The organism is Streptomyces sp. NBC_00525 (assembly GCF_036346595.1).
Classification (GTDB): Bacteria; Actinomycetota; Actinomycetes; order Streptomycetales; family Streptomycetaceae; genus Streptomyces.
The window spans coordinates 5,756,228-5,781,006 of record NZ_CP107834.1 but is presented as its reverse complement, the minus strand read 5'-3'; the positions used below and the strand labels follow the sequence as shown (position 1 = coordinate 5,781,006).

The window sequence follows — 24,779 nt, the reverse complement described above, 5'->3', positions numbered from 1 at the left end:
CATTGCGCAGGGCGCAACGCAACACCCTTCCACCGGCCCGGGTTGCGGGCACCCCTTGACAGCCTCACCACCCGACAGGCAATCTTCCGTTAGACAGAAACAAACTTCCGCAATACGGAAGGAGCGCCGAAACCCTCATGGGCTACCCGGACCAGCGCTTCGATGTGAACCTGTCGATCCTCTTCACGGAACTCCCGCTCCTGGAGCGTCCCGCGGCAGCCGCCGCGGCCGGCTTCACGGCGGTCGAGCTGTGGTGGCCCTGGATCGAGACCCCCACCCCCGAGCAGGCCGAACTCGACGCGCTCAAGCAGGCGCTCGACGAGGCCGGCACACAACTGGTGGGCCTGAACTTCTACGCCGGAGAGCTCCCCGGCCCCGACCGCGGCGCGCTCTCCGTGCCCGGCGCGGAGTCGGACCGCTTCCGCGCCAACATCGAGGTGGCGGCCGACTTCGCCGCCTCGGTCGGATGCCGGGCGCTCAACGCGCTCTACGGCAACCGGATCGAGGGCGTGGACCCGGCCGTCCAGGACGAACTCGCCCTGGAGAACCTGGTCCTGGCCGCCCGCGCCGCGGACCGGATCGGCGCGGTGCTGCTGATCGAGACCCTGAACGCGCCGGAGTCGCCGCGCTATCCGCTGGTGAGCGCGCCGGCCGGGATCGAGGTCGTGGACCGGGTCAACGCCGCCACCGGCCTCGGCAACGCGAAGTTCCTGCTGGACCTGTACCACCTGTCGATGAACGGTGAGGACCTGAGCGAGGTCATCGCCGCGTACGCCGACCGAACGGGCCACGTCCAGATCGCCGACAACCCGGGCCGCGGCGCGCCCGGCACCGGCTCGCTCCCCCTGGAGCAGCTCCTCGACGAGCTGGCGAAGGCCGGTTACGAGGGGTGGGTCGGGCTGGAGTACAAGCCCGGCGACCGCCCGAGCGCCGACTCCTTCGACTGGCTTCCGCCCGCCGCGCGGGCCTAGGAGCCCCCTCGTACACACGCCGATCGGAAGGCACCCTCATGAGCGACAACCTCCCCAAGGTCGCGTGGATCGGACTCGGCATCATGGGTTCGCCCATGTCCGAGAACCTGATCAAGGCCGGTTACGACGTCACCGGCTACACCCTGGAGCAGGACAAGATCGACCGGCTGGCCGCGGCCGGCGGCACCGGCGCCTCCTCGATCGCCGAGGCGGTGCGCGACGCGGACGTGGTCATCACGATGGTGCCCGCGTCCCCGCAGGTCGAGGCCATCGCGTACGGCCCCGACGGCATCCTGGCGAACGCGCGGCGCGGCGCCCTGCTGATCGACATGTCCTCGATCACCCCGCAGACCTCCGTGGACCTCGCGAAGAACGCCGCCGAGCAGGGCATCCGGGTGCTGGACGCCCCGGTGTCCGGCGGCGAGGCGGGCGCGATCGAGGCCGTGCTGTCCATCATGGTGGGCGGCGAGCGGGCCGACTTCGACGACGCGAGGCCGCTGCTCGAAGCGCTCGGCAGGACCATCGTGCTCTGCGGCCCGCACGGCTCCGGCCAGACGGTGAAGGCCGCCAACCAGCTGATCGTCGCGGTAAACATCCAGGCGTGCGCCGAGGCCGTGGTCTTCCTGGAGAAGTCCGGGGTGGACCTGTCGGCCGCGCTGGACGTCCTCAACGGCGGCCTGGCCGGCTCCACGGTTCTGACCCGTAAGAAGGACAACTTCCTGGGCCGCGACTTCGCGCCGGGCTTCCGGATCGACCTGCACCACAAGGACATGGGCATCGTCACGGACGCCGCCCGCAACGTCGGCGCCGCGCTGCCGGTGGGCGGGGTGGTCGCCCAGCTCGTCGCCTCGCTGCGCGCCCAGGGCGACGGCGGCCTGGACCACTCGGCGCTGCTGCGCGGGGTCGAACGCCTCTCCGGCCTGCCCGTGAAGGGCTGAGCACCCCCTCCCCCAGACTTCCGGGCGGTGCCGGCGCTGACACCTGTCCTGTCGCGCCCAGGCGCCGGCACCGCCCGGAACACCTCCCCACCATGAATTTCAACAAACTGTTGACGCCGGGTCGAGGGCGTACCTACGCTCCCGGACACATCCGCACTCCGGCCCAGGGCCGTCGCAGTTTCAGCAGCTCCCGTACGGAAGGTCGCCCCGACACCATGACGCAGCGTGTGCTTACGACCGAGTCCGGCGCCCCGGTCGCCGACAACCAGAACTCCGCCACCGCGGGTGCCGGAGGCCCGATCCTCCTCCAGGACGGCCATCTCCTGGAGAAGCTGGCCCGCTTCAACCGGGAGCGCATCCCGGAGCGCGTGGTGCACGCCCGCGGCTCGGGCGCGTACGGCTACTTCGAGGTGACCGACGACGTCACGGCGTACACCCGCGCCGACTTCCTCTCCGAGGTGGGCCGCCGCACCGAGACGTTCCTGCGCTTCTCCACGGTCGCCGACTCGCTGGGCGGCGCGGACGCGGTGCGCGACCCGCGCGGTTTCGCCGTCAAGTTCTATACGAACGACGGGAATTACGACCTGGTGGGGAACAACACCCCGGTCTTCTTCATCAAGGACCCGATCAAGTTCCCCGACTTCATCCACTCGCAGAAGCGCGACCCGTTCACCGGCCGCCAGGAGCCGGACAACGTCTGGGACTTCTGGGCCAACTCCCCCGAGGCCACGCACCAGGTGACCTGGCTGATGGGCGACCGGGGCATCCCCGCCTCGTACCGCCACATGAACGGCTTCGGCTCGCACACCTACCAGTGGACGAACGCCGCGGGCGAGGCGTACTTCGTGAAGTACCACTTCAAGACCAACCAGGGCGTGCGCTCGCTCTCCGCCGAGCAGGCCGCCGAACTCGTCGGCAAGGACGCCGACTCGCACCAGACGGACCTCCTCCAGGCCATCGAACGCGGCATGAACCCGTCCTGGACGCTGTACGTGCAGCTCATGCCGGCCGCCGAGGCCGCGGGCTACCGCTTCAACCCGTTCGACGTGACGAAGGTGTGGCCGCACGCGGACTACCCGCTCCAGCGGGTCGGCCGGCTGGTCCTGGACCGCAACCCGGACAACGTGTTCGCGGAGGTCGAGCAGGCCGCGTTCTCGCCGAACAACTTCGTGCCCGGCATCGGTCCGTCCCCGGACAAGATGCTCCAGGGCCGCCTGTTCGCCTACGCGGACGCGCAGCGCTACCGTCTGGGCATCAACCACACCCAGCTCCCGGTCAACGCCCCGCGCGCCGCCACCGCGGACAACTACGGCCGCGACGGCCTCCACGCCACGCGGTACGGCTCGCGCCACGACAAGAACTACGAGCCCAACTCGTACGCGGGCCCGGCCCAGACGGACGCCCCGCTCTCCGCCCCGCTGCCCGTGCAGGGCTGGACCGGCACCCACGAGGCGCCCGCCCACACCAAGGACGACGACTTCTTCCAGGCCGGCGAGCTGTACCGGCTGATGTCCGCCGAGGAGAAGGACCGGCTGATCGCCAACATCGCGGGCGGCCTGTCCCAGGTCTCCCGGGACGACGTGATCGAGAAGAACCTCGCCCACTTCCACGCCGCCGACGCCGAGTACGGCAAGCGCGTGGAGGAGGCGGTCCGCGCCCTCCGCGAGGACTGACCTCACCCCGGACCCCCGCCCGCACCGACGCGTCCACCCGGATGAGGGGCAGCGCACGGTGCGGCCGGGCCGGGGCCGCGGCGGTGGCACGATGCCAGTGCGGTGGCACACGGGAGGGCGGCCCGGTCACCAGACCCGAAGGCCCGCGCAGCCCCCCTTCGCGCCCCCGCCGCGGCCCCTGTTGTTCTCCCTTCCTCCCCGAACGAGGGCGCGGAGCACGGCGGGCGCTACGCCTCCGGCTCGCGCGTCATCACATACCTGTTCCCGGCGTCCGGATCGCCGTACATGAAGAACAGCACCAGCCCACCATGCTGGTCGCGGTCCACGTAGAAGGACCACGAGTACCTTGGCGGGGGCGCCGTAACCGGCGAGTCGGCATCAGCCGGGGGGCGACGCCTCTCGACCCGGGTCCGGGTCGTCAGCGCGAGCCGGACGGCCTGTCCGCCGTCGTCATCGGCCAGCCGCCAGGTTCCCGTACCGGAGAGACGCCAACCGTCTTCGAAGTCGAAGTCGTGGCCGTCGAGCTTGTCAAGCAGGGCCGACCCGTCCTCGCGCAGCACCACGCGGGTGCCCTCGACGTTCTCCCAGCCCCCGGCGACCTCGGCCGCGGTGGCGTCGTGGACGCCTGGGCCCCCGTAGTACTGATAAGGGCCGGCGCACGCCGTGAGAGCAACCAGAACCACGACCAAGCCCCCGAGGACACCCCGCCGCCCCCACCACGTACCCGCGCCCACCACCAGGTTCCCCCACCCTTCAGTCTCCGTATCGGCTCACTGACAGGAGTGATCGTGAAGCCACCCTGCCAGAGCTCTTGAACACGTTCAACTCGACATCCGCAGAGGTCGGATGCTGGTGACCGCCAGAGTTCCGCAAGGGCTGGTTACAACCCCTCAAGATGTCTTTGTGGGACCTCGATATGTACCGGCGCCTCCGCCCATCGCCCTTCGGCGGTGTCGCACAGTCGCCGACGTCCCTCGTCCGCGCGGCCTGCGCGGATCTGGAGGCGAATCAGGTTGACGACCGGCCCCAGCCCCCGGATCGCGTCCGCGCCGAGCAGGGGCAGGCGGGCCGGAATCGTCTCCTCGTGGTGGGTCACCGCCAGTCGACGACGATGCGGTTCAGCGGCGTACCGAGGACGAAGAGGCCGGGGCGCGGCTCGATGTCCGGAGCGTCGAGCGGCTGGATCTCGAACGTGGCCTCGCGGTCGCGGTAGTGGTGATCCCAGGTACGGATGGCGTCCGCCACCCTCGCGACCAGCTCACCGCTGCCGGGACCGTGCCCGATGACACCGAACTCCCAGAGCTTCCCGCCCTCGGACGTCTTGTCCTCCGACAGGCGCCGGGCAAGGTAGGCGACAGCCCCCTTCTCGACGGCCGCGGTGGACGAGGGATAGGGGTCCTCGGTCAGCAGGGTGCCCTTGGCACTCCGGGGGAACAGCATCCGAACCAGCCCGGATGGCAAGGAGCAGGTGACGAACAGCTCCATCCACTCCGGCGACTCCATGGCGCGTACCGTCATACCGGTCCATTCCTCGGTACGCGGCCGGTCCAGCACACCGGCGAGGGCGCCGGCGTCGATGTCGAGAGCTGCGGGGGCCTGGAGCCGCACGGACCCGTCCGCGCTGAGCGGGATCACCCGACGGTCATCGTCGGCGATGCCCCGCCGCAGCGGCATGAAGGTGTTCATCTCGCTGCCGAGGGATACCCACCGACCGTCCCGCTGCTCGTAGGCGATGGACCGGGCAACGGTGCCCTTGAGCCGCTGCGGAACGAGGAGTCGGCCCTCGGGTGCGAGCTGCGACAACCACGCATGCGGTACACCGTGCGCGCCGACGGTGGCGATGATCCGGTCGTACGGGGCTCCCTCGGCGTACCCCAGAGCACCGTCACGCGTGACGGCCTCGACATTCCCGATACCGGCAGCGGCAAGGTGGGCGCGAGCCCCCTCCACCAGGTCCTCGTCGACATCAAGGGTGGTCACATGCCCGTGCTCGCCGACCAGGTGGGCGAGCAATCCGGCGTTGTAGCCGGTTCCCGCGCCCAGTTCGAGGATGCGCTCACCGGGTTGGACATCGAGCTGGTCCAGCATGAGAGCGACGACACCTGGCTGCGAGGCGCAGGAGAGGGACGTGCCGTCCGTGTCGTACTTGATGTGCACGGGTGCGTTGGCGTACGCGTCCTCCAGCGTCGCATCGGGCACGAACACATGACGGGGAACGTTACGCAACGCCGCCTCGGTAGCGGGCTTCCGAGCATGCCCGTCCGCTTGGAGCCGGTCGACCAGGGTGTTGCGGAGCCGGTCGGCTTCTGCCGTGGAGAGGGAGCTCGTGTCGGTGTTCACACGGCTCACGCCTGACGGTGCTGCGTTCCGGCGCAGCGCGTCGGCGAGGTGTAGCGCGTCCTCCGCGTCCAGGTAGTCGAAGCGGAGGCGGTTGCCGCCGTGCCGCTCCCGGCACTCACCGCAGACGGGCACCGACTCCACGAGCTGTGCCCGGCCGGTAGCGGCAACCGCCTGCTCCACCTCCTGGACGAACCGCTCGTGGTCGTGCCAGTCCGTGAGGTCCAGGCCGCGCAGGACCGGCTCGTCACCGCCGAGGCCGCGGTAGAGGAGCGTGGCCGCGTCCGGATCGAACGTGCCGGTGTCGATGAGGGCGCGACTTCCGATGCTCTGGATGTCCACGTGCCGCTCGACGCCGATGACGGCAAGGGCTCGATGCAACTGCAGCGCCGCGTTCTGCACCTCCGTGAGACGAGCCTCCAACAGTCGCCCCAAGCCTCTGACTTCCTCCTCCGAGGACAGGGTGAGAACCAGCTCGCCGCCGGGGTCGGCAGAGTGGTCTTCGCGGCGTGCCACCTCGGCGGTGATCCCCTCGGCAAGCAAATGGGCTCGTACGTCTCCGCACGCCCAGGGGTGGGCGGCCGAGGAAGCCAGGCGCAGGCGGCAGCCACCCGGCGCAGGGCCCTCCTCCAGCTCGAAGCCGAGACCGGTGTACTCCAGCACGCGCTTCAGCTCGCGTGCGGTGGCCACTGCGGTCGTCAGCGAGTTCGTCATGGAACAGTCCTCGTCAGGTAGGTCGTGCACCTGCATGTGATGCACAGGTGTGTGGCGTGCGTGTGTGGCGGTCGGTGACCTGGGAGGTCCTACGCGGGGGCGCGGTTGCCCAGGCAGCCGGCCGACGCGGTCAGAGTTCTCGGATGCCGACGAGTACGCGGCCGATCAGGTTCGGTTCCACGCGTGCGTCCTCGGGCATCTGGCAGCCGTCCGTTGCCGGCTGGCCCAACGACGACGACGTCAAAGCGTCGCGGCCTTCACCCGGACCCGTGGAAGCGAGCGCGATCTCGGCCCACACCACTTTCCCCGTCGTGCTGCGCGCCGGGTAGTAGCCCCAAGCTCGGCTCAGCGCCGCAACGATGAAGATCCCCCGCCCACCTGTCGCGTCGACACCGACCTCCTTCAGAACGGGCGGCCTGGCATCGCGGTCCCACACCGACAACCGGATGGCACCGGGCACGGCCTCCAGCGCCAGTTCGAAGGTCCGCACGTCGCTCTGTGACGAATACGGCGGCGCCGGCTCCTCAGCGTCCTCCGAGTGCCGCACGGCATTGGTCGCCAGCTCCGACACCAGAAGCCGCGCCGTCTCGACTACGTCGGCAGCCACTCCCCAGCCCGCGAGAACATCGGCGGTGTGCAACCGCGCCAGAGCGACGGCATTGGGCGTATCCGCCAACACGAGCCGACTCCTCCGGGACTGTTCGTGGTGCATGACAGGTCTCCTGATGTGAGCGATGAATTCGAGGGCAATACGAACCGCTACCAGCCACTCGCGGAAAGTGACTCATCCAGGTAACTCCCCTCCTCTGGGGGCCGGTTAGGGCTTTCGACTGCATGCCGAGCGGGCTCGCCTAGGGTGTTTTGACCCGCGTTTTACCTGGTCGGCGGATGGCTCGCGGGCTACCGTGCCCGCATGGACGCGATCCGCAACACCGTCCTCGAGGCGTGGATGACCGAGCACGGCTACAGCTCCAACAGCCTGGCCGATGCCGTGAACGGGGCTGTCGCAGACCTGACCGGACGCATAGGAGGGCTCGACGGGTCATCGGTGCGGGCGTGGAAGGCGGGCAGGGTCACCTGGCCGAAATCGGCGACCCGTAAGGCGCTTGAGGCCGTCACCGGATTACCCGCCGTCGCTTTAGGGTTCGTGCCACGAGGCCGGTCGTCATCCCTCACCCCAGCACCACCGCGACAGAAGGAACCCGATATGAAGCGCCGCACCCTCGTCGGTGGCATCGCCGCGGCGGCTGCCGCAGCGGCGGCGGCCCCGGGGAGCGCGTCACCACGCCGGATCGGCATGAGCGACGTCAACCGGCTGAACAAGCGCTTCGCCGAGATCATCGCCAGCGACCACCGCCATGGTGGGCAACTACGCATCGAGGCGCAGGCCGCCGCACTCGCCGAGGAAGCGCTCAACCTCCAGAACGCGGGCAGTGCGACGCAGCGAGTACGCAACAGCCTGTACGCCTCCGGGGCCGCGTTCCGTTCGTCCGCGATGTGGGCGGCGATCGACGGCCGACGCTACGACGTCGCGAAGGCGCACATGCGCGAGGCGCAGGCCCTCGCCGAGATGTCGGGAGACCAGGCGATCAAGTTCCGTATCTGGAGCCACGCCGGCACCATGTACCGCCATATGGGCCGCCCCGCCGACGCGATCGCCGCCAACGACGTGGCACGAAACCTGCACATCACCCGCCGCGACCCACTCTTCGCGTCCTTGGGCCTGGCCCGCCAGGGAGCGATCCACGGCACGGCCCAGCACCGGACCGAGACACGGCGCGCGTTCGAGCAGGCACAGGACGCCATGCAGCGCGCCAATCCCGCTGACCACCGACCGGTCTGGTTGCTCGCCTTCTACGATCAGGCCGAACTGGACTCCCTGGCCCTCTCCGCGTACCTGGCACTCGGCGACTACCCCACCGCCGAGTACCACGCCCACCGCTGTCTGGCCTCACGTCGGCCCCACATGGTCAGGTCCCGCGCCATCACCACGACGCGCCTCGCCCACGCCCTTCTCGCACAGGGGGCCGCTGATGCAGCGACAGCCGCCGCCATTAAGGTCCCCGCAGACGCCGCCACCCGGCACGCCCGTGTATCGCGCATGCTCCAGGAGTTCGGAGCTGCCCTCCGCGCCACCGCGCCGCACAGCACCGCCGCCCGAAACTGGACCGACCACACCACCACCTGGAGGACGGCCGCATGACCACAGCACCCACCGCCGAGCTGCGTGTCTTCAGCACCTTGGAACCCATCCGAGGCGACCTCGTCGATGTGTACGCCGAGGTACGTGCCCCGTTTCTGCATCTGCCGAACTACGCGGTCACCGCATTCGGTGAACGAATCGACCGGCATTCCACAGAACCGGGGTTCACAGCCGTCCTCGCATACGCGGACGGCCAACCGGTCGGCTACGCATACAGCAACACCATTGAGCACGGCGACCGCTACTGGCAGCGCACCGACCCCGCCCCGGCGAAGCAATACACCGAGCACCCCGTAATGGCTCTCAAGGAGATCGGTGTCCACCCTGCCTGGCGCAAGACCGGCACCGCCCGCCACATCCACGACGCACTCCTCGGCACCGGCAACGTGCGGTACGTGACGCTCATGGTGAACGGAGCCGCAGGTGACGGAAAGGTCCACGCGCTCTACAAGTCATGGGGCTACGAGGACATCGGCCAAAGCAGGCCGTCCCCGGCATCACCGGTCCTCACCGTGATGATCCGCTCCCCCCGCTGACGCTGGTGGACTTGGCGCTGGCGCCCGAACACCGGCGCGGGCAAGGAGCTCTGTACGGCGCGCTGAACCGCGGCCGAGTGGACGTCGAGCGGCTGCGGTCGGAGCTGGCTGACTTGCCGCTGCCGCGGGCCGCGGACGGCCGTCTGGTGCTCGCCGTCGACGTCTCGCCGTGGCTGCGGCCGGACGCGGAGACCTGCCCGGACCGCTCCTTTTGCCACACCTACGGCCGCGGCGACGCGAAGCATCAGATGATTCCCGGCTGGCCATACTTGTTCGTCGTTGCTCTGGAGACCGGCCGCACCTCCTGGACCGCCGTGCTGGACGCGGTCCGGTTGGAGCCCGGCGCCGACCTGGCCGCCGTCACCACTGCCCAACTCCGCAACGTGGTGGTCCGGCTGATCGCGGGCGGGCAGTGGAAGCCGGGTGACCCGGAGGTGCTGGTGGTGATGGACGCCGGCTACAACGCTCCGCGCATCGCCCACCTGCTCGGCGACCTGCCGGTGCAGGTCCTGGGCCGGCTCCGCTCGGACCGGGTGATGCGCCGCCCGGCACCCAGCCGCGCGGAGTTCGCGGCGGCGAACCCAGCCGGGGGCCGACCGCCCAAGCACGGCGGGGAGTTTGTCTTCGGCGACCCCGCCACCTGGGACGCCGAGCAGGCGGTCACCACCACCACGACCCGCCGCTACGGCACCGCCGTCGCCCGGGCCTGGGACCGACTTCACCCGCGGCTGACCCGCCGGGCGGCCTGGCTGGAGTACGACGGGCCGCTGCCGGTCATCGAGGGCACCGTCATCCGGCTGGCCGTTGAGAAGCTGCCCAGCGGCGGCGTGAACCGCCCGGTCTGGCTCTGGTGGTCGCGCACCGGCGCCACCCCGACCGACGTAGACCGCTGCTGGCAAGCGTTCCTCCGCCGCTTCGACCTTGAGCACACGTTCCGCCTGCTCAAACAGACGCTCGGCTGGACGTGCCCGCGCCTGCGCGACTCGGCGGCAGCCGGCCGGTGGACCTGGCTGTGGACCTGGCTGGTGATCGCCGCGCACACCCAGCTCCGCCTCGCCCGGCCGCTCGTCGCTGACCTCCGCCACCCGTGGGAGCGGCCGATGGAACCGAACAAGCTCACCCCCGCCCGCGTCCGGCGCGGGTTCAGGAACCTCCACACGAAGGCCCCCTCACCAGCGCGTGCGCCGAAACCCGCCCGCCCCGGCCCGCGCACCACAAGAAGGGAACCAAGCCACGACGAGCAAGCCAGGGTGCCACCTCGTGACGACGACAGCGCGGCGTGGATGATGGCTCGATGACAACAAATCCATCGAGCGCGGACAGGGTCGAAGCGGGTTGGCGAGCGGTCCGCGCTGACGGGCGCGTGCGTCCGGAGCTGCTGGACCTCGCCTACGCCGAACCGAGCTTGCGGCAGCTGTTCCCCTGGACGGGCATGGGCGAGTTGCACTTCAGTCGGTGTACGGAACGACGGTGGACGTGGGACATCCCCTACATCCAGCCCGCAGCCGGCGGCGGTTACTGGGTCTCGGGACCTCTGCGTTCGCAGACCATCGGGCCTGCGGCGACAGCCGCAGAAGCCGTTGCCATGGTGGTGGAACGCCTGCCGGCCGGGTGCGGACCCGCCTTCGTCGGCACCCCGGATGAACTCGTTGCCCATGAGGAAGCAACCCGAGGCCGCCTCAACGGTTAAACGACAAGCTCAGAACCCGCGCGCAGAAATCACTTGGACACCACCTCAATTGGTCCGGTTGCGGCATGCAGGTGGCAGCTCCCGCCGATTCCAATGGCCTGGCAATATTCCACCGGGCCTTCTTGGCGTCCTACGTCAGACGGCCCAGACCTCAGAGGAAGAGGAGTGTGGACGCCGACAGTTCGCTTGCGTGATCACATGGGACACTCGCCGCCCAGCAGGAGGTTGGGAATGCTGTTGCGCAATGTGGTGCTGGAGGACGTCGACGCCTACATCCGGATGCGGTGCGATCCGGGCATGATGAAAGATCTCGGGGGTCCACTGCCGCGAGAAGGCATGGCCGAGAAGGTGCAGCGCGACGTCCGCCAGGCCGCCAAGGACACCGCCTGGATCAAAATGATCATCCCCGAAGCGGCTCACCCCTCGGTCGTCGCCGGAACTGTCTGCCTGTGGTCCCATGAAGCCGACGACCAGCACATCTCCGAGATCGGTTGGATGGTTCTGCCCGCATTCCAAGGCCGGGGCTACGGGAAGCGAGCCGTGCGGGCATTGCTTGAGATGGCCAAGGACGACGGCCGCTGGGGACTCATCCACGCATACCCCGCAACCAGCAATCTGCCTTCCAACGGAATCTGCCGCGCGGTCGGCTTCACCTTCGTCGGAGAACAGAGCCTGGAGTTCGCCGACCGCGTTCTGGACACCCATCACTGGGTGATCGATCCGAGCACCGATCCGGTTCGACCGTAGCCCCGTCGTCGCCGCTGAGAAGTTCCAGCCCTCCCGCTGCACGGGGCGCCGGCGAGTCCGCCAAGACAGATGGGGCGCAGGCGATGCTGCTGCGAGCAACTGGTCGGCCTTGCGCTCCAGCGGCGGTGGAGCCGTCAGCAGCCGGCGGTAAGTACCCCAGCACCTCTGGCCTGCGACCTCATCTGCTGTGAAGGCAACATGCCTCCCGTTCCTGCACACCGCCGGGTAAAGCGGTTGCCAAAACGTCCTAGGTAGCACGTCCCGGCCCCTCACGGAATCACCTAACCACTGGCGGTCCAGGCGGAGTTACCTGGAACGCACGGCTTCGTAGCGGTGGCAGCAGCAGGAGCCCCTGATGTGACGGGCCGGGCTGTCGGGTGGTTACTACTTTGACGCGAGGTCGGCACAGCCGAGAAGGAGAACGGTATGGAGAAATCGTCCGAGCAGGAGTTGCGCGATGCGCTCGCTGAAAGCCTCATCGAACTGGGGGCTGCCCGCAGCCCTCGCGTGATCGCCGCGTTCCGCAACGTACGCCGTCACCTGGCCACCCCCGACGCGGACATTCTCTCGACGTACAGCGCCGAAGTCGCGACGATCACCAAGACCGACGTGCACGGGGTACAGATCAGCTCGGTGTCCGCACCTCGCATCCAGGCCATGCAGATGGAGCAGGCCGACCTCGCGCCGGGGATGTCCGTGCTCGAAATCGGCTCCGGCGGCCCCAACGCCGCACTCCTCTCGGAGGTAGTCGGTGACACCGGCCATGTCGTGACCGTGGACATCGACCCGGACGTGACGGCTCGCGCCTCGGCGTTCTTGAAGGAGACCGGGTACCGCAACGTCACCGTGCTCACCGCGGACGCGGAGAACGGGGTCCCCGATCGCGCGCCGTTCGACCGGATCGTGGTGACGGTGCAGGCCGCCGACATCCCGCCGGCCTGGCTCGGCCTCCTCAAAGAGGGCGGGCGCCTCGTCGTCCCGTTGCGGATGCGCGGCATGACCCGCACCGTGGCCTTCGTCCGCGACCGGGATCGGCTTGTCAGTGACGGGCTCGAACTGTGCGGCTTCGTGCCGATGCAGGGCGCCGGGGAGAACCGGGTCCGCCTCGCCGTGCTGCACGACGTGGAGGGCGAACAGGTCGGTCTCCGCCTGGACGGTCACCCCGAGCCGGACACCGAAGCCCTGGCCAAAGCCCTCTTGATGCCACGGAATACGCGGTGGTCCGGTGTGACGCTCGGCGGCAGCGAGTCCAACGAGCATCTCGACCTGTGGCTCACCACCGCGCTGGACAACCTGCCGCTGCTGGCCGCGATGCCAGGCGCCCGTGATCGCGGGCTGGTCACCTCGGTGTCCCCGCTCGGCATCCCCGCACTCGTGGACGGCGGCAGCTTCGCGTACCGCACGGTGCGGGCCACGGACGAGGTGGACCGTTACGAACTGGGCGCCATCGGTCATGGCCCGCGCGGGCGGCGGCTCGCCGAGCGCCTGGTCGAAGAGATCCAGGTGTGGGACCGCGAACACCGCGGTGACCGCGCGCACATCGAGGTCTATCCGGCAGGCACGCCGGACGACCGTCTTCCCGCCGGCGGCCGACGCATCGAGCGGCGGCACTCGCGGGTCTCGATCACCTGGCCATAGCCACCACCGGCCACCGCCAGGTTGCACAGCACAACTTCCACCACCTCCCTGAAGGAGAGCGAGATGGCACAGCGGATGAGCACCAAGCCCGGCACCGTGCTGAAGGCGGCGACGGACTTTCGCACGGACGCCGGGGACTTCGACCTGGACATCGAGACGGTTTCCTCGGCGCCCGTCATCGGAGCGTTGCTGAACGACACAAGCGACAACTGCGGCTCCACCTGCCAATCGGCCTGCTCCAACAGCACCTGCATCGGCAGCTGATCCGGCGGCACCGGGCCTTGCAGCAGACGGGCCCGGGGGTGGGCGCAACAGGCCGCCCCCGGCCCGGAACGCCGCGATCCGAAGGAGCATGGATGTACCGCTACGTTGACGCGAGCCTGATCAGGTTGTCGATGGTTCCGTTCGACGCCCCCGCCCTCGACCGGCCCGGCGAAGAGGCCGGCACCGAGAAGGCCCGGGCCTGGATCCAAGACGTGTGGGCGGACGACGCCCGCGCGGCGGCCATCGGCCACGCCTCGCCCTTGCTGGCCCACGCCGTCCGGGACGTGCTGGCGGGCAAGCCGACCACGCCCCGGCGTCTTCATCGAATCGGCCGGTCCCTGTCCCGCTACCTGCTCAGGATGCGATACCGGGCGACCCCCTTCGGACTGTTCGCCGGGCCGACCGTCGCGCGTATCGGGCAGGAGGCACACGTCCGCTGGGGCCCGCTGCCCCGCGCGACCGCGCACGCCGACGCCGTATGGCTGCACTCCATCACGTCCGCCCTGGAGAACGACCCGGCCGTACTGCGCTGCCTGACAGTCGTCGCCGACCCCACCCACGTCGTACGCGGCTCCCGGATCACCGTGATGAACCAGCCCGGCGAGGGCGGGCCGACCGACACCGGCCTACGGCGCACCCGCGCTGCGGAAACGGCCCTGTGGCTCGCTCGCACGCCGATCCTTGTCCGCGACCTTGTGGCCGGACTCGGCGCCGAGTACCCGGAAGCGGCCGTCGAGGACATGATCCGCACACTGGTCAAGCACCGGGTGTTACTGACCGGACTCCAGGCACCGATGACGGCCCCCGATGCCCTCGGCTACTTGATCGTCCGCATCGACGAGAGCGGCGCGGAGGCACAGGCGGCCGACCGGCTTCGCGACGTCCACCGTGTTCTGAGCCATCACAACCGTGCCCGCCCCACCGAGCAGCCGGGCCTCCGCGCACAGGCCACCGATGTGATGACCACGATCAGCGGTGTCGCCGGGCAGAGCCTCGTGGTGACGATGCGCCCGGACGCCGATGTGGTCCTTCCCGAGGCCGTGGCCCGTGAGGCGGTGCGGGCCCTGAGCCTGATGGCCCGGATCACGCCCTATCCACACGGCTCGGCAGCCTGGCGGGACTACCGGGCAAGGTTCCTGGACCGCTACAGCACGGGCACCGCCGTCCCGGTCCGTGAACTGACCAGCTCTGACACCGGCCTCGGCTTCCCCGTCGGATACCGCGGCACGATCCTGCCCCGCCCCACCCTCGCCACGACATCGCGCGACGAACACCTGCTCACCCTCGCGCAGAGCGCCGCGCTGACCGACCAGCGCGGAATCGTCCTCACCGAGGATGACATCGAGGCGCTGTCGGTCGGAGAACCCACGGCTCTCCCGGCCCACGTCGAACTGTGCTTCAGCGTGTTCGCACGGTCGCTCCGCGCGCTGACGGAGGGACGCTTCGCCCTCTCCACCATCGGCCTGTCCCTCGCGGCCGGCAGCCTCACCGGTCGCTTCCTGCCGATGCTGGACACCACCGACCGCACTCGGATGAAGGCCGCCCACAGCACCCTGCCACCCCTCACCGAAGGCGCGGTTCGTGTCCAGGTTTCAGCTCCTCCACTGCGCCGACACGCCTCCAACGTCGGGCGCGCTCCGCTGGTCGCCGACGAGGTACTGGCCGTCGGCGAGTACAACCCGGACGCCACCATCGCCCTGGACGACCTGGGAGTCGTCGCCGACGCCGAACGTCTCTACCTCGTCTCCCTCTCCACAGGGCAGTGCCTGGAACCCTCGGTGATGAGCGCGGTGGAGCTGAGTACCGCCACGCATCCCCTCGTCCGGTTCCTGACCGAGGTCCACCGCTGCCACACCGCCATCCCCCTGCCCTTCGCCTGGGGCGTCGCAGCCCAGTTGCCGTTCCTTCCAGAGGTGCGCCACGGCCGCACCATCCTGTCGGCGGCCTGCTGGCGTCTGCGCGCCCGCGACCTTCCGGACACCGGCCGGTGGACGGGGGACTTCATGGACTGGCGCTTCCGCCACCGCGTGCCACGCACCGTGTTCATCGGCTCCACCGACCAGCAGCTCCGCCTGGACCTCGACCGGGCCGGTCATCGCGACCTCCTGCGAGCGGAACTGGAACACCACCGCACCCTGTCCTTGCATGAAGCACCGGAGGAAGACGCCTACGGCTGGATCGGCCGCGCCCACGAGGTGACCATGTCGTTCGCCGCCTGCCAGCCGCCCGCCCCCGCCCCCACCTGGCACGCTGTCGTCCGGCGCGAGGACGGCCGAACCCCGGGCACGGCCGACACCGCGTACCTGAAGCTGTACGGCAACGCCGAACGCGCCGGCGAAGTCCTCAGCACTCACCTGCCGTGCCTACTCGACGACGTGGCCGCCGTGTTCCGAGGATCCTTCGCGCACGAGGACTCTTCCGGGTCGGCCGGGGGTGTGGCCGCCCCGGAGGCGTGGTTCGTCCGGTACGCCGACCCCGCCTCCCATCTCCGTATCCGCTTCAGCCTTCCCCGACCCGGCGCCTTCGCCGATCTCGCCCGTGAAGTGGGCCGCTGGGCGGACGCGCTGCGTGAGGAGGGCCTGATCCAACGCGTGCAGTGGGACACCTACGTTCCCGAAACCGGCCGTTACGGGACCGGCCCCGCCCTGGCCGCCGCCGAGGACTGCTTCGCCGCCGACTCGGCCGCCGCACTGGCGCAGCTGCGCCTCGGCCTCCCCGCAGAGCTGCGCCCGGCCGTCACAGCAGCCTCGTTCATGGACATCGCCACCGGCTTCCTCGGCTCCCCCGGCGCCGCACACGCCTGGCTGGCCGAACACCTCATTCGCGGCGACGGCGCTGCGGCGCCTCGGTCCACACAGGCGCTCGTTCTGCGACTCACCGAGAACGACAACCCGGACGCGCCCCTGAGCGACTTCCCGGGCGGTGGGGCCGTACGTGACACCTGGCAGCGCCGCCGCGACGCCCTCGCCCGCTACCGCGGCACGCTCCTGCGGCCAGGACCCGCACCGGAGAGTGTGCTGCCGTCCCTCCTGCACATGCACCACAACCGCGTCGCCGGGATCGACCCCGATGCCGAGGCCCTGTGCCGGCGCATGGTCCGTGCCGCCGCACTGTCCTGGAGCATCCGCACCGAAGGAGCCGTGCGGTGACCGTCGCCCCACCCGCCGCCGACAACTCACTGCCCGCGCGCCAGTCGCTCGCGCACGGCCCCTTGAGCACGGCGCTACTGCATATCGAGCGCGCACTGCGCGGTACGGGCGACTGGGCGGAAGCCCATCGCGTACTCGCCTCCACCGGCCCGCTCATCGAGGGCCGCGACGCGGGCCTCTTCCTCGGTGCTCCCGCGCTGGCCTTCGCCCTGCACCTGGCTGCCGACGGTACCGACCGCTACGCCGGGGCCCTGCACACTCTTGATCAGGTCGTGGCCGAGCACGTCCGCGCACGGCTCGCTGCCGCCCACGACCGGATCGACGCGGGCCGACGCCCCACGTTCTCCGAGTACGACCTGCTGCGTGGCCTGACCGGCATCGGCGCCCTGCTCCTGCGCCGCAACCCGCACGGCCCCGAGCTGCGCGGCATCCTGGACTACCTGGTCCGCCTCACCGAACCGCTCACCGACCGCACCGGACGGACACTTCCCGGCTGGTGGGTGGACCACGCTCCCGCCACCGATCAGAGCACCACTCCCGGCGGCCACGCCAATGCCGGGGTCGCACACGGCATCGCCGGCCCGCTCGCCCTGCTCTGCCTGGCCATGCGCGCAGGCGTTCACACCCGGCGCCAGGAACTCGCGATCCGCCGCGTCTGCCGATGGTTGGACGACATCCGGCAATGCGACTCCTACGGACTGCGCTGGCCTCGCTGGATCAGCCACAGCGGCTCCACACCCGTCAGGCCGGCAGCACCGAGTTGGTGCTACGGCACACCGGGCCTCGTACGCGCGCAGCAGCTCGCCGCCATCGTCCTGGAGGACACCGATCGCAAACGCATGGCCGAACGAGCACTCACCCACTGCCTCGCCGACGCCCGCCAACTCGGTCTGCTGACCGACCGCGGTATCTGCCACGGAGTCGGTGGCGTCCTGCGTACGGTGCAGCGCGTGGCGTCCGACGCGGACAGTCCCGCCGGGTACGCCCGCCGCTTCGAACCGCTCGTACGGCGCTACCTGCCGGCCGCGGTCCCCGAGGAAGCCGGATTCCTCGTCGGCCGTGCGGGCGCAGCCCTCGCCTACCAGGATGCCGACGACGCGACCACGCCCAAGGGGCAGTGGGACGCCTGTCTCCTCCTGACATGACCGGCCGTGACCCGGCCCGCGTCGAGCGAGCCGTCCACAGCGTCTTCAACGGCACACCCGTGGAAGACGCCGCACGCACGGCGCTCATCCCCGCAGAACAACTCGCCGAGGCCGTCGAGCACTACCAGGCGGCCGGCCGCGTCGCGCTGGAGACAGCTCGCCCCGGCTGGCACCAGGTCAACATCAGGTTCGCGGACTACGAGCACGCCGTACGGGACTTCCGCAACCATGTCGTCCCCAGCCTCCGCTCCGGCGGACCGGTCGGCCCGTGGTGGTTCGTACGGAAGGCACCGCACTGGCGGCTGCGCTGCCACCCGGCTCACGGAGCAACGGGGCGGAGTGTGGCGGACCACGTCGCGGAAGCCCTGGACAGCGCGATGTCCTCGGGCGTGATCGCCAACTGGCACGCGGCCCCGTACGAACCGGAAGCCATCGCCTTCGGTGGCTCCGCCGGGTTGCCGCTCGCACACGCCCTGTTCCACGCGGACAGCGAAGGAGTCCTCGACTACGCCCGTGTCTGCGAGGAAGGGCCGTCCGGCGTTCTGGGCGCGAAGGAGACATCGCTGCTTGCCATGTCTCTCCTCATGCGGGCCGCCCGGCTCGAAGCCGGCGAGCAGGGCGACGTATGGGGCCGCGTCGAAGAGCGCCGGCCCCTTCCCCACGACGTGACGCCGCAACAGGTCGGTGCCATAGTGGCACCCATGAGGCGGCTCCTGCTGACCGATGCCCGTCCTCTCCTCACGGCCGGTCCCCTCACACCTGTCCGTCCGTGGATCGAGGCCCTGCAGCACCACGGCCACCGCCTTGCGGAGGCCGCCGGATCGAGCGCACTCGGCATCGGGACGCGCGCCGTCCTCGCGCGGCACGTGCTGTTCCACTGGAACCGGATGGGTTTCTCCAGCCGCCGGCAATCCATCTGGTCCCGAGCAGCACGCGAAGCCCTGCTCGGGAGCTGAAAGTGGCGGAGCGCGGCCCCGGCGTGGGTCAGAGTTCGTGGTCCTTCACGCCCGCCTCGGCCGCGATCCTCGCCGAGGCCGCCACCGTGTCGCCGCTGATCAGGATCTCGGCCACCAGGTCGTGGTCGTAGTCCAGGCCGAATCGGTCGGCGATGAGGAACGAGACCTCCACCGCGGCCATGGAGTCGCCGCCCAGGTCGTGGAAGTTGTCGTCGCGGCCGACCTCGTCCAGGTCCAGGACGCGGGCCCAGATCTCGGCGATGTGGACCTCCAGGCGGGTGGCGGGAGGGAGGAACGGGCGTGCCGGCTCGGGGCGGTTGCGGGACGGGACGGGGAGACGGGTCCGGTCGACCTTTCCGTGGGCGCTGAGCGGCAGTTCGTCCACGAGCACGATCCGGCCGGGCAGTGAGCGGCTCGGCAGCCGTCCCACCAGGTGCTCGGTGATCGCGCCGCCGATGTCGGTGCCGTGCGACTCCGGGGCGACGACGGCGTACACGGCCAGGCACAGCCGGCCGGTGGCGCTCTCGTAGGTGCGGGCGCAGGCGTCGGTCACGGCCGGGTGGTCGCGGACGGCGGCCTCCAGTTCGCCGAGTTCGATCCGCTGTCCGCGGATCTTCACCTGGTCGTCCGCCCTGCCCTGGTACTCGATGTGGCCGTCCGCGGTGTACGTGCCCCGGTCGCCGGTGCGGAAGGTCCGCCAGCCGTCCGGGGCGGGGATGTCCAGCGGGGTGAAGCGCTCATTGTCGCGGGCGTCGGCCCCGGTGTAGCCGGCGGCCACTCCGAGCCCATTGATGTAGATCTCGCCCGTCTCGCCGACGGGGCAGACCCGCCGGTCGTCGTCGAGGATGTAGATCCGGGTGTTGGCGATGGGGCGGCCGATGGGCACCGGCGTACGGGCGTCCTCGCTCGCGTCGAAGTGCGTGACGTCGATGGACGCCTCGGTCGGTCCGTAGAGGTTGTGCAGCCGGGCCCCGCTCCGGCGGCGGAACTCCTCGGCCAGGTCGGCGCCGAGTGCCTCGCCGCTGCAGAGGACCAGGCGCAGGTCCGGGCATCGCCGGGCGCCATCGGCCTGGAGCCACAGCCGCAGCATCGAGGGGACGAAGTGGGTGACGGTGACCCGGTGCCGGGTGAAGAGGTCGATGAGCGCCTCGGGCGAGGCGTGGGCGCCCTCGGGAACCACCACGGTCCGTGCTCCGGCGTACTGCGGCCAGAACAGTTCCCAGCCGGCCACGTCGAAGGTGAAGGGTGTCTTGAGCGCGACGCGGTCGTCCGGTGTCAGCGCGAAGGCGCGCTGCATCCAGTGGATGCGGTTGGCGAAGCCGCCGTGCGTGCAGAGGACGCCCTTCGGCCGCCCGGTCGATCCGGAGGTGAAGATCACCTGCGACAGGTCGTCCGCCGCCGGCCGTACGGGGGTGAAGTCCGGCGCCGGGCCGTCGTCGACGCCGTTGACGTCGAACCGCGGTATCCCCAGATCCTCGGCGTCCGTGTCGCCGTCGACGAGTACGGCTGCGGCGCCGCCGCGCGAGGCGATCGAGCTCCGCCAGGCGAGCGGGTCACCGGTGCCGAGGGGGCAGTACGCGTGGCCGGACAGTGCGACGGCGTGGGTCGCGGCGACCAGTTCGGCGGAGCGGCCGATCGACACCGCGAAGGTCTTCCGGCCCTGCTCGTCGCCCATCGCCGCGAGGCGGGCGCCGAGGGCGAACACCTTGCGCCCCAGCTCCTCGTAGCTCCACGCGCGATCGCCGTCGACCAGGGCGGTGCGCGCCCCCAGGTTCCGGTAGTTGTCGGCGACGCGCCCCACCACCTCATCCGGAGCGACGTCCTCCGGGTGTCCCTGGAGCTCTTCGATGATCTTCCTGTCCGTCGGGCTGCAACGGCTCCACGGATTCCGGTCGAACGACATTCCTCACCCTGCCCACGAGAATTCAGTTGGTGTGCCGCAAACACATTGGTGTGCCGCAAACAAAAGAGGGGGCCGCTGCCGTGCGGCGCCGCATCAGTAGAACCGCGCGCCGGCGCCGCCCTGTTCGAGCTCGGTCAGGTCGAAGGAGACACCGAAGTCGAGCAGGGCGGGCAGGCAGTCCCCGACGTTCATCAGCGGAGCGGCGGCGGTACGGAACTCCCGCGGGTGCACCAGCCCCTGGAGGCCCAGGTCGCAGATGCTGTCCACCGCCCGCAGCGCCTGGTGCACGGACGGCGCCAGATAGGGGTGACGGCGTGCCGCCTCGTGGATTCCATCCAGGTCGAAACGGCCCCGGTGCCACAGGAGTTTGATGTGGCACAGGGACTTGAGGCCGGTCTCCTGGAGGACGGTGCAGTCCACGTACAGCCGGTGCAGCAGGGCCCAGCCGAGCACATCGTCGCTGAGCGTCCGGATGGCCGCGTCGCCGACGCGGAGCTCCTGGGTCCCCTCCCACCAGCTGTCCTCGCTCGGCTTCACGCGCGTGCCGATGTCCTCGGTCAGCAGGTTCAGGCTGTAGTGCAGGTCGATCGAGATTCTGACGTGCAGCTGTCCGGACAGGGTGCAGAACGTCCGGGGCATGAGCGCCCGGACCCGGTCGGCCACGCCTTCCAGGGCGGGGACGGGCACCAGCCGGTGGTACGGCTGGACCTGGCCGTACGAGTAGATCGACTCCTCGGTCATTCTGCTGATGCGCGCGGGCATACGCCGCACCCGGCCGTTGTCGATGCGGATGCCCGCCTCGTAGCCCAGGGCCTCGATGATCTTCCTGGCGTCGGCCAGCGAGGCCTTCCGTACGAGCAGGTCGATGTCGTTGCTGAACGACGGGGCCTCTGTGTTGTCGATCAGGGCGTCCAGGGCCAGGCCCTTGTAGACCAGCAGCGGAACGTCCTGCGCCCGGAACTCGGCCGCCACCGACGCCAGTTCGGTGCGGTGGAGCTCGCGGATCGCCAGCGCGGCCGTCCGGTAGAGCTGGAACGGCCCGTCCTCGGCGGCCACGGCGGGGTGGCCGGCATGGCTGACGAGGGTCGCGTTGATGACGTTGCGCCGCCGCAGGTACGCGTAGACGGTGGCGTCGCCGTGGCGCTCCAGAAGGCGGTCGAAGCAGTCCCGGTGCGGTCCGGTGGCCTCTCCCGGAAAGGGGGCGAGGCTGGATCTGATGATGCCTATGCGTTCGGCGACGGTGAGCGGGGACATGTTCTCTCGCCTTCTCGTGTGTACGGGTCCGGGCCTCGCGGGGCCACCGGGGGACGGTCGCGAGCGCGCCGTGGGCCGGGTCGTCGTGCGTCCCGGCCCACGGCGCCGCCTCCGGCTAGCCGGCCGTCACGTCCGCGGCGTGCCGGACCTGCCCCGCCACCCCGTCCTGCGGGGCGAAGGCCGTGGCGGCGACGCGGAACTCGTGGTCCAGCGTCTGCCACACCTCCTCCAGGAGCTGTTCGGCGTCCCCGGCCTCGACCAGGACGTCCCGGTGGTGGCGGGCGGTCGCGACCTGGACGCCGTCCGACTCGTACGTGGAGAGCAGGACGCCGTGACCGACCGGCAGCGGGCCCACCGCGGTGACGGTGGTGTCGGTGCTCTCCCGGCCGTTCTCGGGCCGGCGCGCGGCACCCAGCCACGCCTTGCCGTCGGCCCGCTCGACCACGACGGTGATCCGGGGCGTGAAGATCGGCGGGTCCGGCTCGTAGTCCAGGCCGTGCAGCGCCTCGGCCGGCGACTGCCCGCCGGTCAGCCGGGCCGCCACCTCGGCAACCTGCTCACCGTTTCCGTAGACGGTCCAGGGGCCCGCCACGCACGCGGCGACGTAGTGGCGCAGCGCGTCGTTGTCCTGCGCGCCCACGGGTACGACCGCGAGCTCCCCGGCCGCGGAGCCGTCCAGGCGGCGGGCCCTGGACGCCTCGCTGCGCCCGGTCAGCGCGTACGCGGCGGTGAGAACGCCGTCGTGCGTACGGGCCAGCACGACCAGCCGGCCGGGGTACCGGTTGGCGCGGAGTGCTTCGCCGAGATGCTTCATGTGCCAGTCCTCTTACTCGTTGCAGATTCGGGTGCCCGGTCCGGCCGGCGCAGGAGAGTCAGGTCTTCGAGCCGGAACAGGGCGGTCAGCGGGCAGTCGATGCGTTCGAGCGCTTCGGCCGCCCCTTGTTGCCGGTCAAGTATGACGAACGCGCCCACCACCGGATGCTGTTGGCGCCGCAGTTCGAGGACCGTGCGTTCGAGGGCGGCACCGGTGCCCGCGACGTCGTCCACCACCGCGAAGCGCGTACCCTCGGGCACCCGGCTGGACAGGCGCCCGGAGAGTCCGTAGTCCTTGGCCGTGCGCCGTACGGCCCTGGCCTCCAGGGGGCGGGCGGCGGACGCGCTCACCAGCGAGACGGCGGTGGCGAGCTGGCCGCCGGCGGCGACCTCACCGGCGACCACGTCGGCGGTCGTCGCGGCGATCCGCTCGTACAGGGCGAGCGCCAGGGCGTGCAGCAGCGCGGGTTCGCCCAGCACCCGGTGGCCGTCGAAGTAGTCGCTGAGGAGCAGGCCGTCCGACCGGTGGGCCGTCACGAACGGGGCGCGGTCCAGCAGCGCCTGTGCCAGGGCGGCGGAGGTCATGCCCGGGTCCCCCGCGCGCTCTCGCGGTCGGCGCGTGCGGCCTCGACGGCCTTGAGGGCGGTGCGGAGCGTTTCGTCGGCTTCGCGGACCGAGGTGTCCAGGCCGGTCAGGTGACCGGCGTCGACGAGGTCGAGGAAGCCGGTGCGCACGCGGGTCATGTGCGCGACGTCGATGGGCCGGTCGCGCTCCTCGGGGCGCTGCCGGATGCGGCTGACGGCCACATCGACCGGGCTGTGCACGAGCAGGGCGAGGTCCGGCTGCGGAAGCAGCGCGACCGTGTCCTGGAACCAGCCGTCGAAGTGCTGTCCCCGGGCCAGGGCGTTGGCGACGGTGGTGTAGATGTAGCGGTCGCAGAGCACCGTCTCGCCCGCTTCGAGCCGGGGCAGGATCGTGGCCCGCGCGTGGTAGAGGCGATCGCCCAGGGTGACGAGGTAGAGGGCCCGGTGGATCGTCGGGTCGTCGCCGCCCCGCTCGGCGAAGCCGCGGAAGACCTCGGTGGCGCGGGCGCTCGGTGTCGGCTGGAAGGTGTCGAACACCTGGTGTCCGGCGGCCCTGAGCTCGGCGCTGAGCCCGTTGACCAGGGTCGTCTTGCCGGCGCCGTCGGTGCCTTCGACCACGACGAGGAGGCCGGGCGCGGTGTGGGGCCGCATCCGGCGCAGGAAGCCGGCCGCGTCGGGGTTCCGCGACGGTCGGGGGCCGGCGGAGGGGTCGCGTACCGAGACGCCGTCCGGGGTGACGTCGATCCGGATGAGGGAGGTGATGTCCAGGCCCGTGCGCGAGCGGAGCGCTTCCCGGCCGCCGTTGGCCGCCTTCTCCACCACGACGGCCGCGTCGACGACCTCGGCGCCGATCTCGCGGACGGCGTCCACCAGGGCGATGAGGGTGCCGCCGGTGGACAGGGTGTCGTCGACCAGGCAGACCCGGTCACCGGCTTCGATCCCGTTGACGAAGAGGGAGCCCCGCGTGTACTCGCTGTCGAAGTCGACCCGGTGTCCCGGCACGGCGTACGGGTACGTCCTCGCGATGGCCAGCGGGATGCCCGTGGCCAGCGAAACGGCGGCACCGATGACGGCGCCCTTCTCCTCCTCGACCAGGATCTTCGTGCACCCCTCCAGGTCCAGGGCGGCCAGCAGTCGTCCCGTCACATGCTCCAGCAACCGCGGTCGCAGCGCGGGGATGTGGTCGCACAGTTCGTTCACGCTGGTGAGGTAGCGGCCGGAGTCGACCACCCTCGCTGCGGCGTAGGAGTCTTCGAGAATCAAC

At 70.5% G+C, this 24,779-nt stretch carries 20 protein-coding genes and 1 pseudogene; 13 read left to right on the top strand and 8 right to left on the bottom strand.

Annotated elements, in window-relative coordinates; translation table 11 throughout:
• The first annotated feature begins 137 nt into the window (after positions 1 to 137).
• From OG710_RS25395 to OG710_RS25385, 3 genes are all read left to right on the top strand, one after another.
• On the top strand, positions 138 to 971 hold the full coding sequence (locus tag OG710_RS25395) for a TIM barrel protein (RefSeq protein WP_330241385.1): 834 nt from the start codon (positions 138 to 140) through the stop codon (positions 969 to 971).
• A 38-nt stretch (positions 972 to 1,009) separates the two neighbouring features.
• Complete coding sequence (locus tag OG710_RS25390) at positions 1,010 to 1,909, top strand: 2-hydroxy-3-oxopropionate reductase (RefSeq protein WP_330241384.1); 900 nt, start codon at positions 1,010 to 1,012, stop codon at positions 1,907 to 1,909.
• Positions 1,910 to 2,124: 215 nt separating this feature from the next.
• A complete protein-coding gene (locus OG710_RS25385; RefSeq protein ID WP_330241383.1) occupies positions 2,125 to 3,582 on the top strand; it encodes a catalase in 1,458 nt (485 codons plus the stop codon).
• A 227-nt stretch (positions 3,583 to 3,809) separates the two neighbouring features.
• Here the strand turns inward: OG710_RS25385 and OG710_RS25380 are convergent, their stop codons facing one another.
• The 3 genes from OG710_RS25380 to OG710_RS25365 form a co-directional block, all read right to left on the bottom strand.
• Positions 3,810 to 4,265 (bottom strand): hypothetical protein, encoded by a 456-nt coding sequence (locus tag OG710_RS25380; RefSeq protein WP_330241382.1) that lies wholly within the window; start codon positions 4,263 to 4,265, stop codon positions 3,810 to 3,812.
• 409 nt (positions 4,266 to 4,674) lie between these two features.
• Complete coding sequence (gene fxlM / locus OG710_RS25370) at positions 4,675 to 6,633, bottom strand: methyltransferase, FxLD system (protein WP_330241381.1); 1,959 nt, start codon at positions 6,631 to 6,633, stop codon at positions 4,675 to 4,677.
• Between the two features lie 130 nt (positions 6,634 to 6,763).
• On the bottom strand, positions 6,764 to 7,345 hold the full coding sequence (locus OG710_RS25365) for an ATP-binding protein (RefSeq protein ID WP_330241380.1): 582 nt from the start codon (positions 7,343 to 7,345) through the stop codon (positions 6,764 to 6,766).
• Positions 7,346 to 7,546: 201 nt separating this feature from the next.
• On the opposite strand from OG710_RS25365, the gene OG710_RS25360 reads away from it, so the two are divergent.
• The 10 genes and pseudogenes from OG710_RS25360 to OG710_RS25315 all read left to right on the top strand — a co-directional run bounded on the left by OG710_RS25360 (position 7,547) and on the right by OG710_RS25315 (position 18,961).
• Positions 7,547 to 8,836, top strand: a complete 1,290-nt coding sequence (locus tag OG710_RS25360; RefSeq protein WP_330241379.1) for an XRE family transcriptional regulator — start codon at positions 7,547 to 7,549, stop codon at positions 8,834 to 8,836.
• Entirely contained in the window at positions 8,833 to 9,372 is a 540-nt protein-coding gene (locus OG710_RS25355; RefSeq protein ID WP_330241378.1) for a GNAT family N-acetyltransferase, read from the top strand. The genes OG710_RS25360 and OG710_RS25355 overlap by 4 nt, the downstream gene beginning before the upstream one ends.
• Positions 9,363 to 10,670, top strand: a pseudogene (locus OG710_RS25350) (NF041680 family putative transposase); the annotation flags it as partial. The gene OG710_RS25355 and the pseudogene OG710_RS25350, both read left to right, overlap by 10 nt.
• Complete coding sequence (locus OG710_RS25345) at positions 10,667 to 11,062, top strand: DUF6193 family natural product biosynthesis protein (RefSeq protein ID WP_330241377.1); 396 nt, start codon at positions 10,667 to 10,669, stop codon at positions 11,060 to 11,062. The pseudogene OG710_RS25350 and the gene OG710_RS25345, both read left to right, overlap by 4 nt.
• Positions 11,063 to 11,293: 231 nt before the next feature.
• Complete coding sequence (locus tag OG710_RS25340; RefSeq protein ID WP_330241376.1) at positions 11,294 to 11,809, top strand: GNAT family N-acetyltransferase; 516 nt, start codon at positions 11,294 to 11,296, stop codon at positions 11,807 to 11,809.
• Positions 11,810 to 12,235: 426 nt separating this feature from the next.
• On the top strand, positions 12,236 to 13,447 hold the full coding sequence (fxlM, locus tag OG710_RS25335; RefSeq protein WP_330241375.1) for a methyltransferase, FxLD system: 1,212 nt from the start codon (positions 12,236 to 12,238) through the stop codon (positions 13,445 to 13,447).
• A gap of 63 nt (positions 13,448 to 13,510) precedes the next feature.
• Entirely contained in the window at positions 13,511 to 13,711 is a 201-nt protein-coding gene (locus OG710_RS25330) for an FxLD family lanthipeptide (RefSeq protein WP_330241374.1), read from the top strand.
• Positions 13,712 to 13,803: 92 nt separating this feature from the next.
• Positions 13,804 to 16,860, top strand: a complete 3,057-nt coding sequence (locus tag OG710_RS25325; protein ID WP_330241373.1) for a lantibiotic dehydratase — start codon at positions 13,804 to 13,806, stop codon at positions 16,858 to 16,860.
• Positions 16,857 to 18,005, top strand: coding sequence for a lanthionine synthetase C family protein (locus OG710_RS25320; RefSeq protein WP_330241372.1), 1,149 nt, complete (start codon positions 16,857 to 16,859; stop codon positions 18,003 to 18,005). The genes OG710_RS25325 and OG710_RS25320 overlap by 4 nt, the downstream gene beginning before the upstream one ends.
• Positions 18,002 to 18,961 (top strand): thiopeptide-type bacteriocin biosynthesis protein, encoded by a 960-nt coding sequence (locus OG710_RS25315; protein WP_330241371.1) that lies wholly within the window; start codon positions 18,002 to 18,004, stop codon positions 18,959 to 18,961. The genes OG710_RS25320 and OG710_RS25315 overlap by 4 nt, the downstream gene beginning before the upstream one ends.
• A 28-nt stretch (positions 18,962 to 18,989) precedes the next feature.
• On the opposite strand, the gene OG710_RS25310 is transcribed toward OG710_RS25315, so the two are convergent.
• The 5 genes from OG710_RS25310 to OG710_RS25290 form a co-directional block, all read right to left on the bottom strand.
• A complete protein-coding gene (locus tag OG710_RS25310; protein WP_330241370.1) occupies positions 18,990 to 20,864 on the bottom strand; it encodes a non-ribosomal peptide synthetase in 1,875 nt (624 codons plus the stop codon).
• 93 nt (positions 20,865 to 20,957) lie between these two features.
• Positions 20,958 to 22,118, bottom strand: a complete 1,161-nt coding sequence (locus tag OG710_RS25305) for a nucleotidyltransferase family protein (RefSeq protein WP_330241369.1) — start codon at positions 22,116 to 22,118, stop codon at positions 20,958 to 20,960.
• A gap of 115 nt (positions 22,119 to 22,233) precedes the next feature.
• Positions 22,234 to 22,932, bottom strand: coding sequence for an IMP cyclohydrolase (locus tag OG710_RS25300; RefSeq protein WP_330241368.1), 699 nt, complete (start codon positions 22,930 to 22,932; stop codon positions 22,234 to 22,236).
• Complete coding sequence (locus OG710_RS25295; protein WP_330241367.1) at positions 22,929 to 23,516, bottom strand: orotate phosphoribosyltransferase; 588 nt, start codon at positions 23,514 to 23,516, stop codon at positions 22,929 to 22,931. The genes OG710_RS25300 and OG710_RS25295 overlap by 4 nt, the downstream gene beginning before the upstream one ends.
• Complete coding sequence (locus tag OG710_RS25290) at positions 23,513 to 24,778, bottom strand: phosphoribosyltransferase family protein (RefSeq protein WP_330241366.1); 1,266 nt, start codon at positions 24,776 to 24,778, stop codon at positions 23,513 to 23,515. Before OG710_RS25290 ends, OG710_RS25295 begins: the two co-directional genes overlap by 4 nt.
• Between the last annotated feature and the right edge of the window lies 1 nt (position 24,779).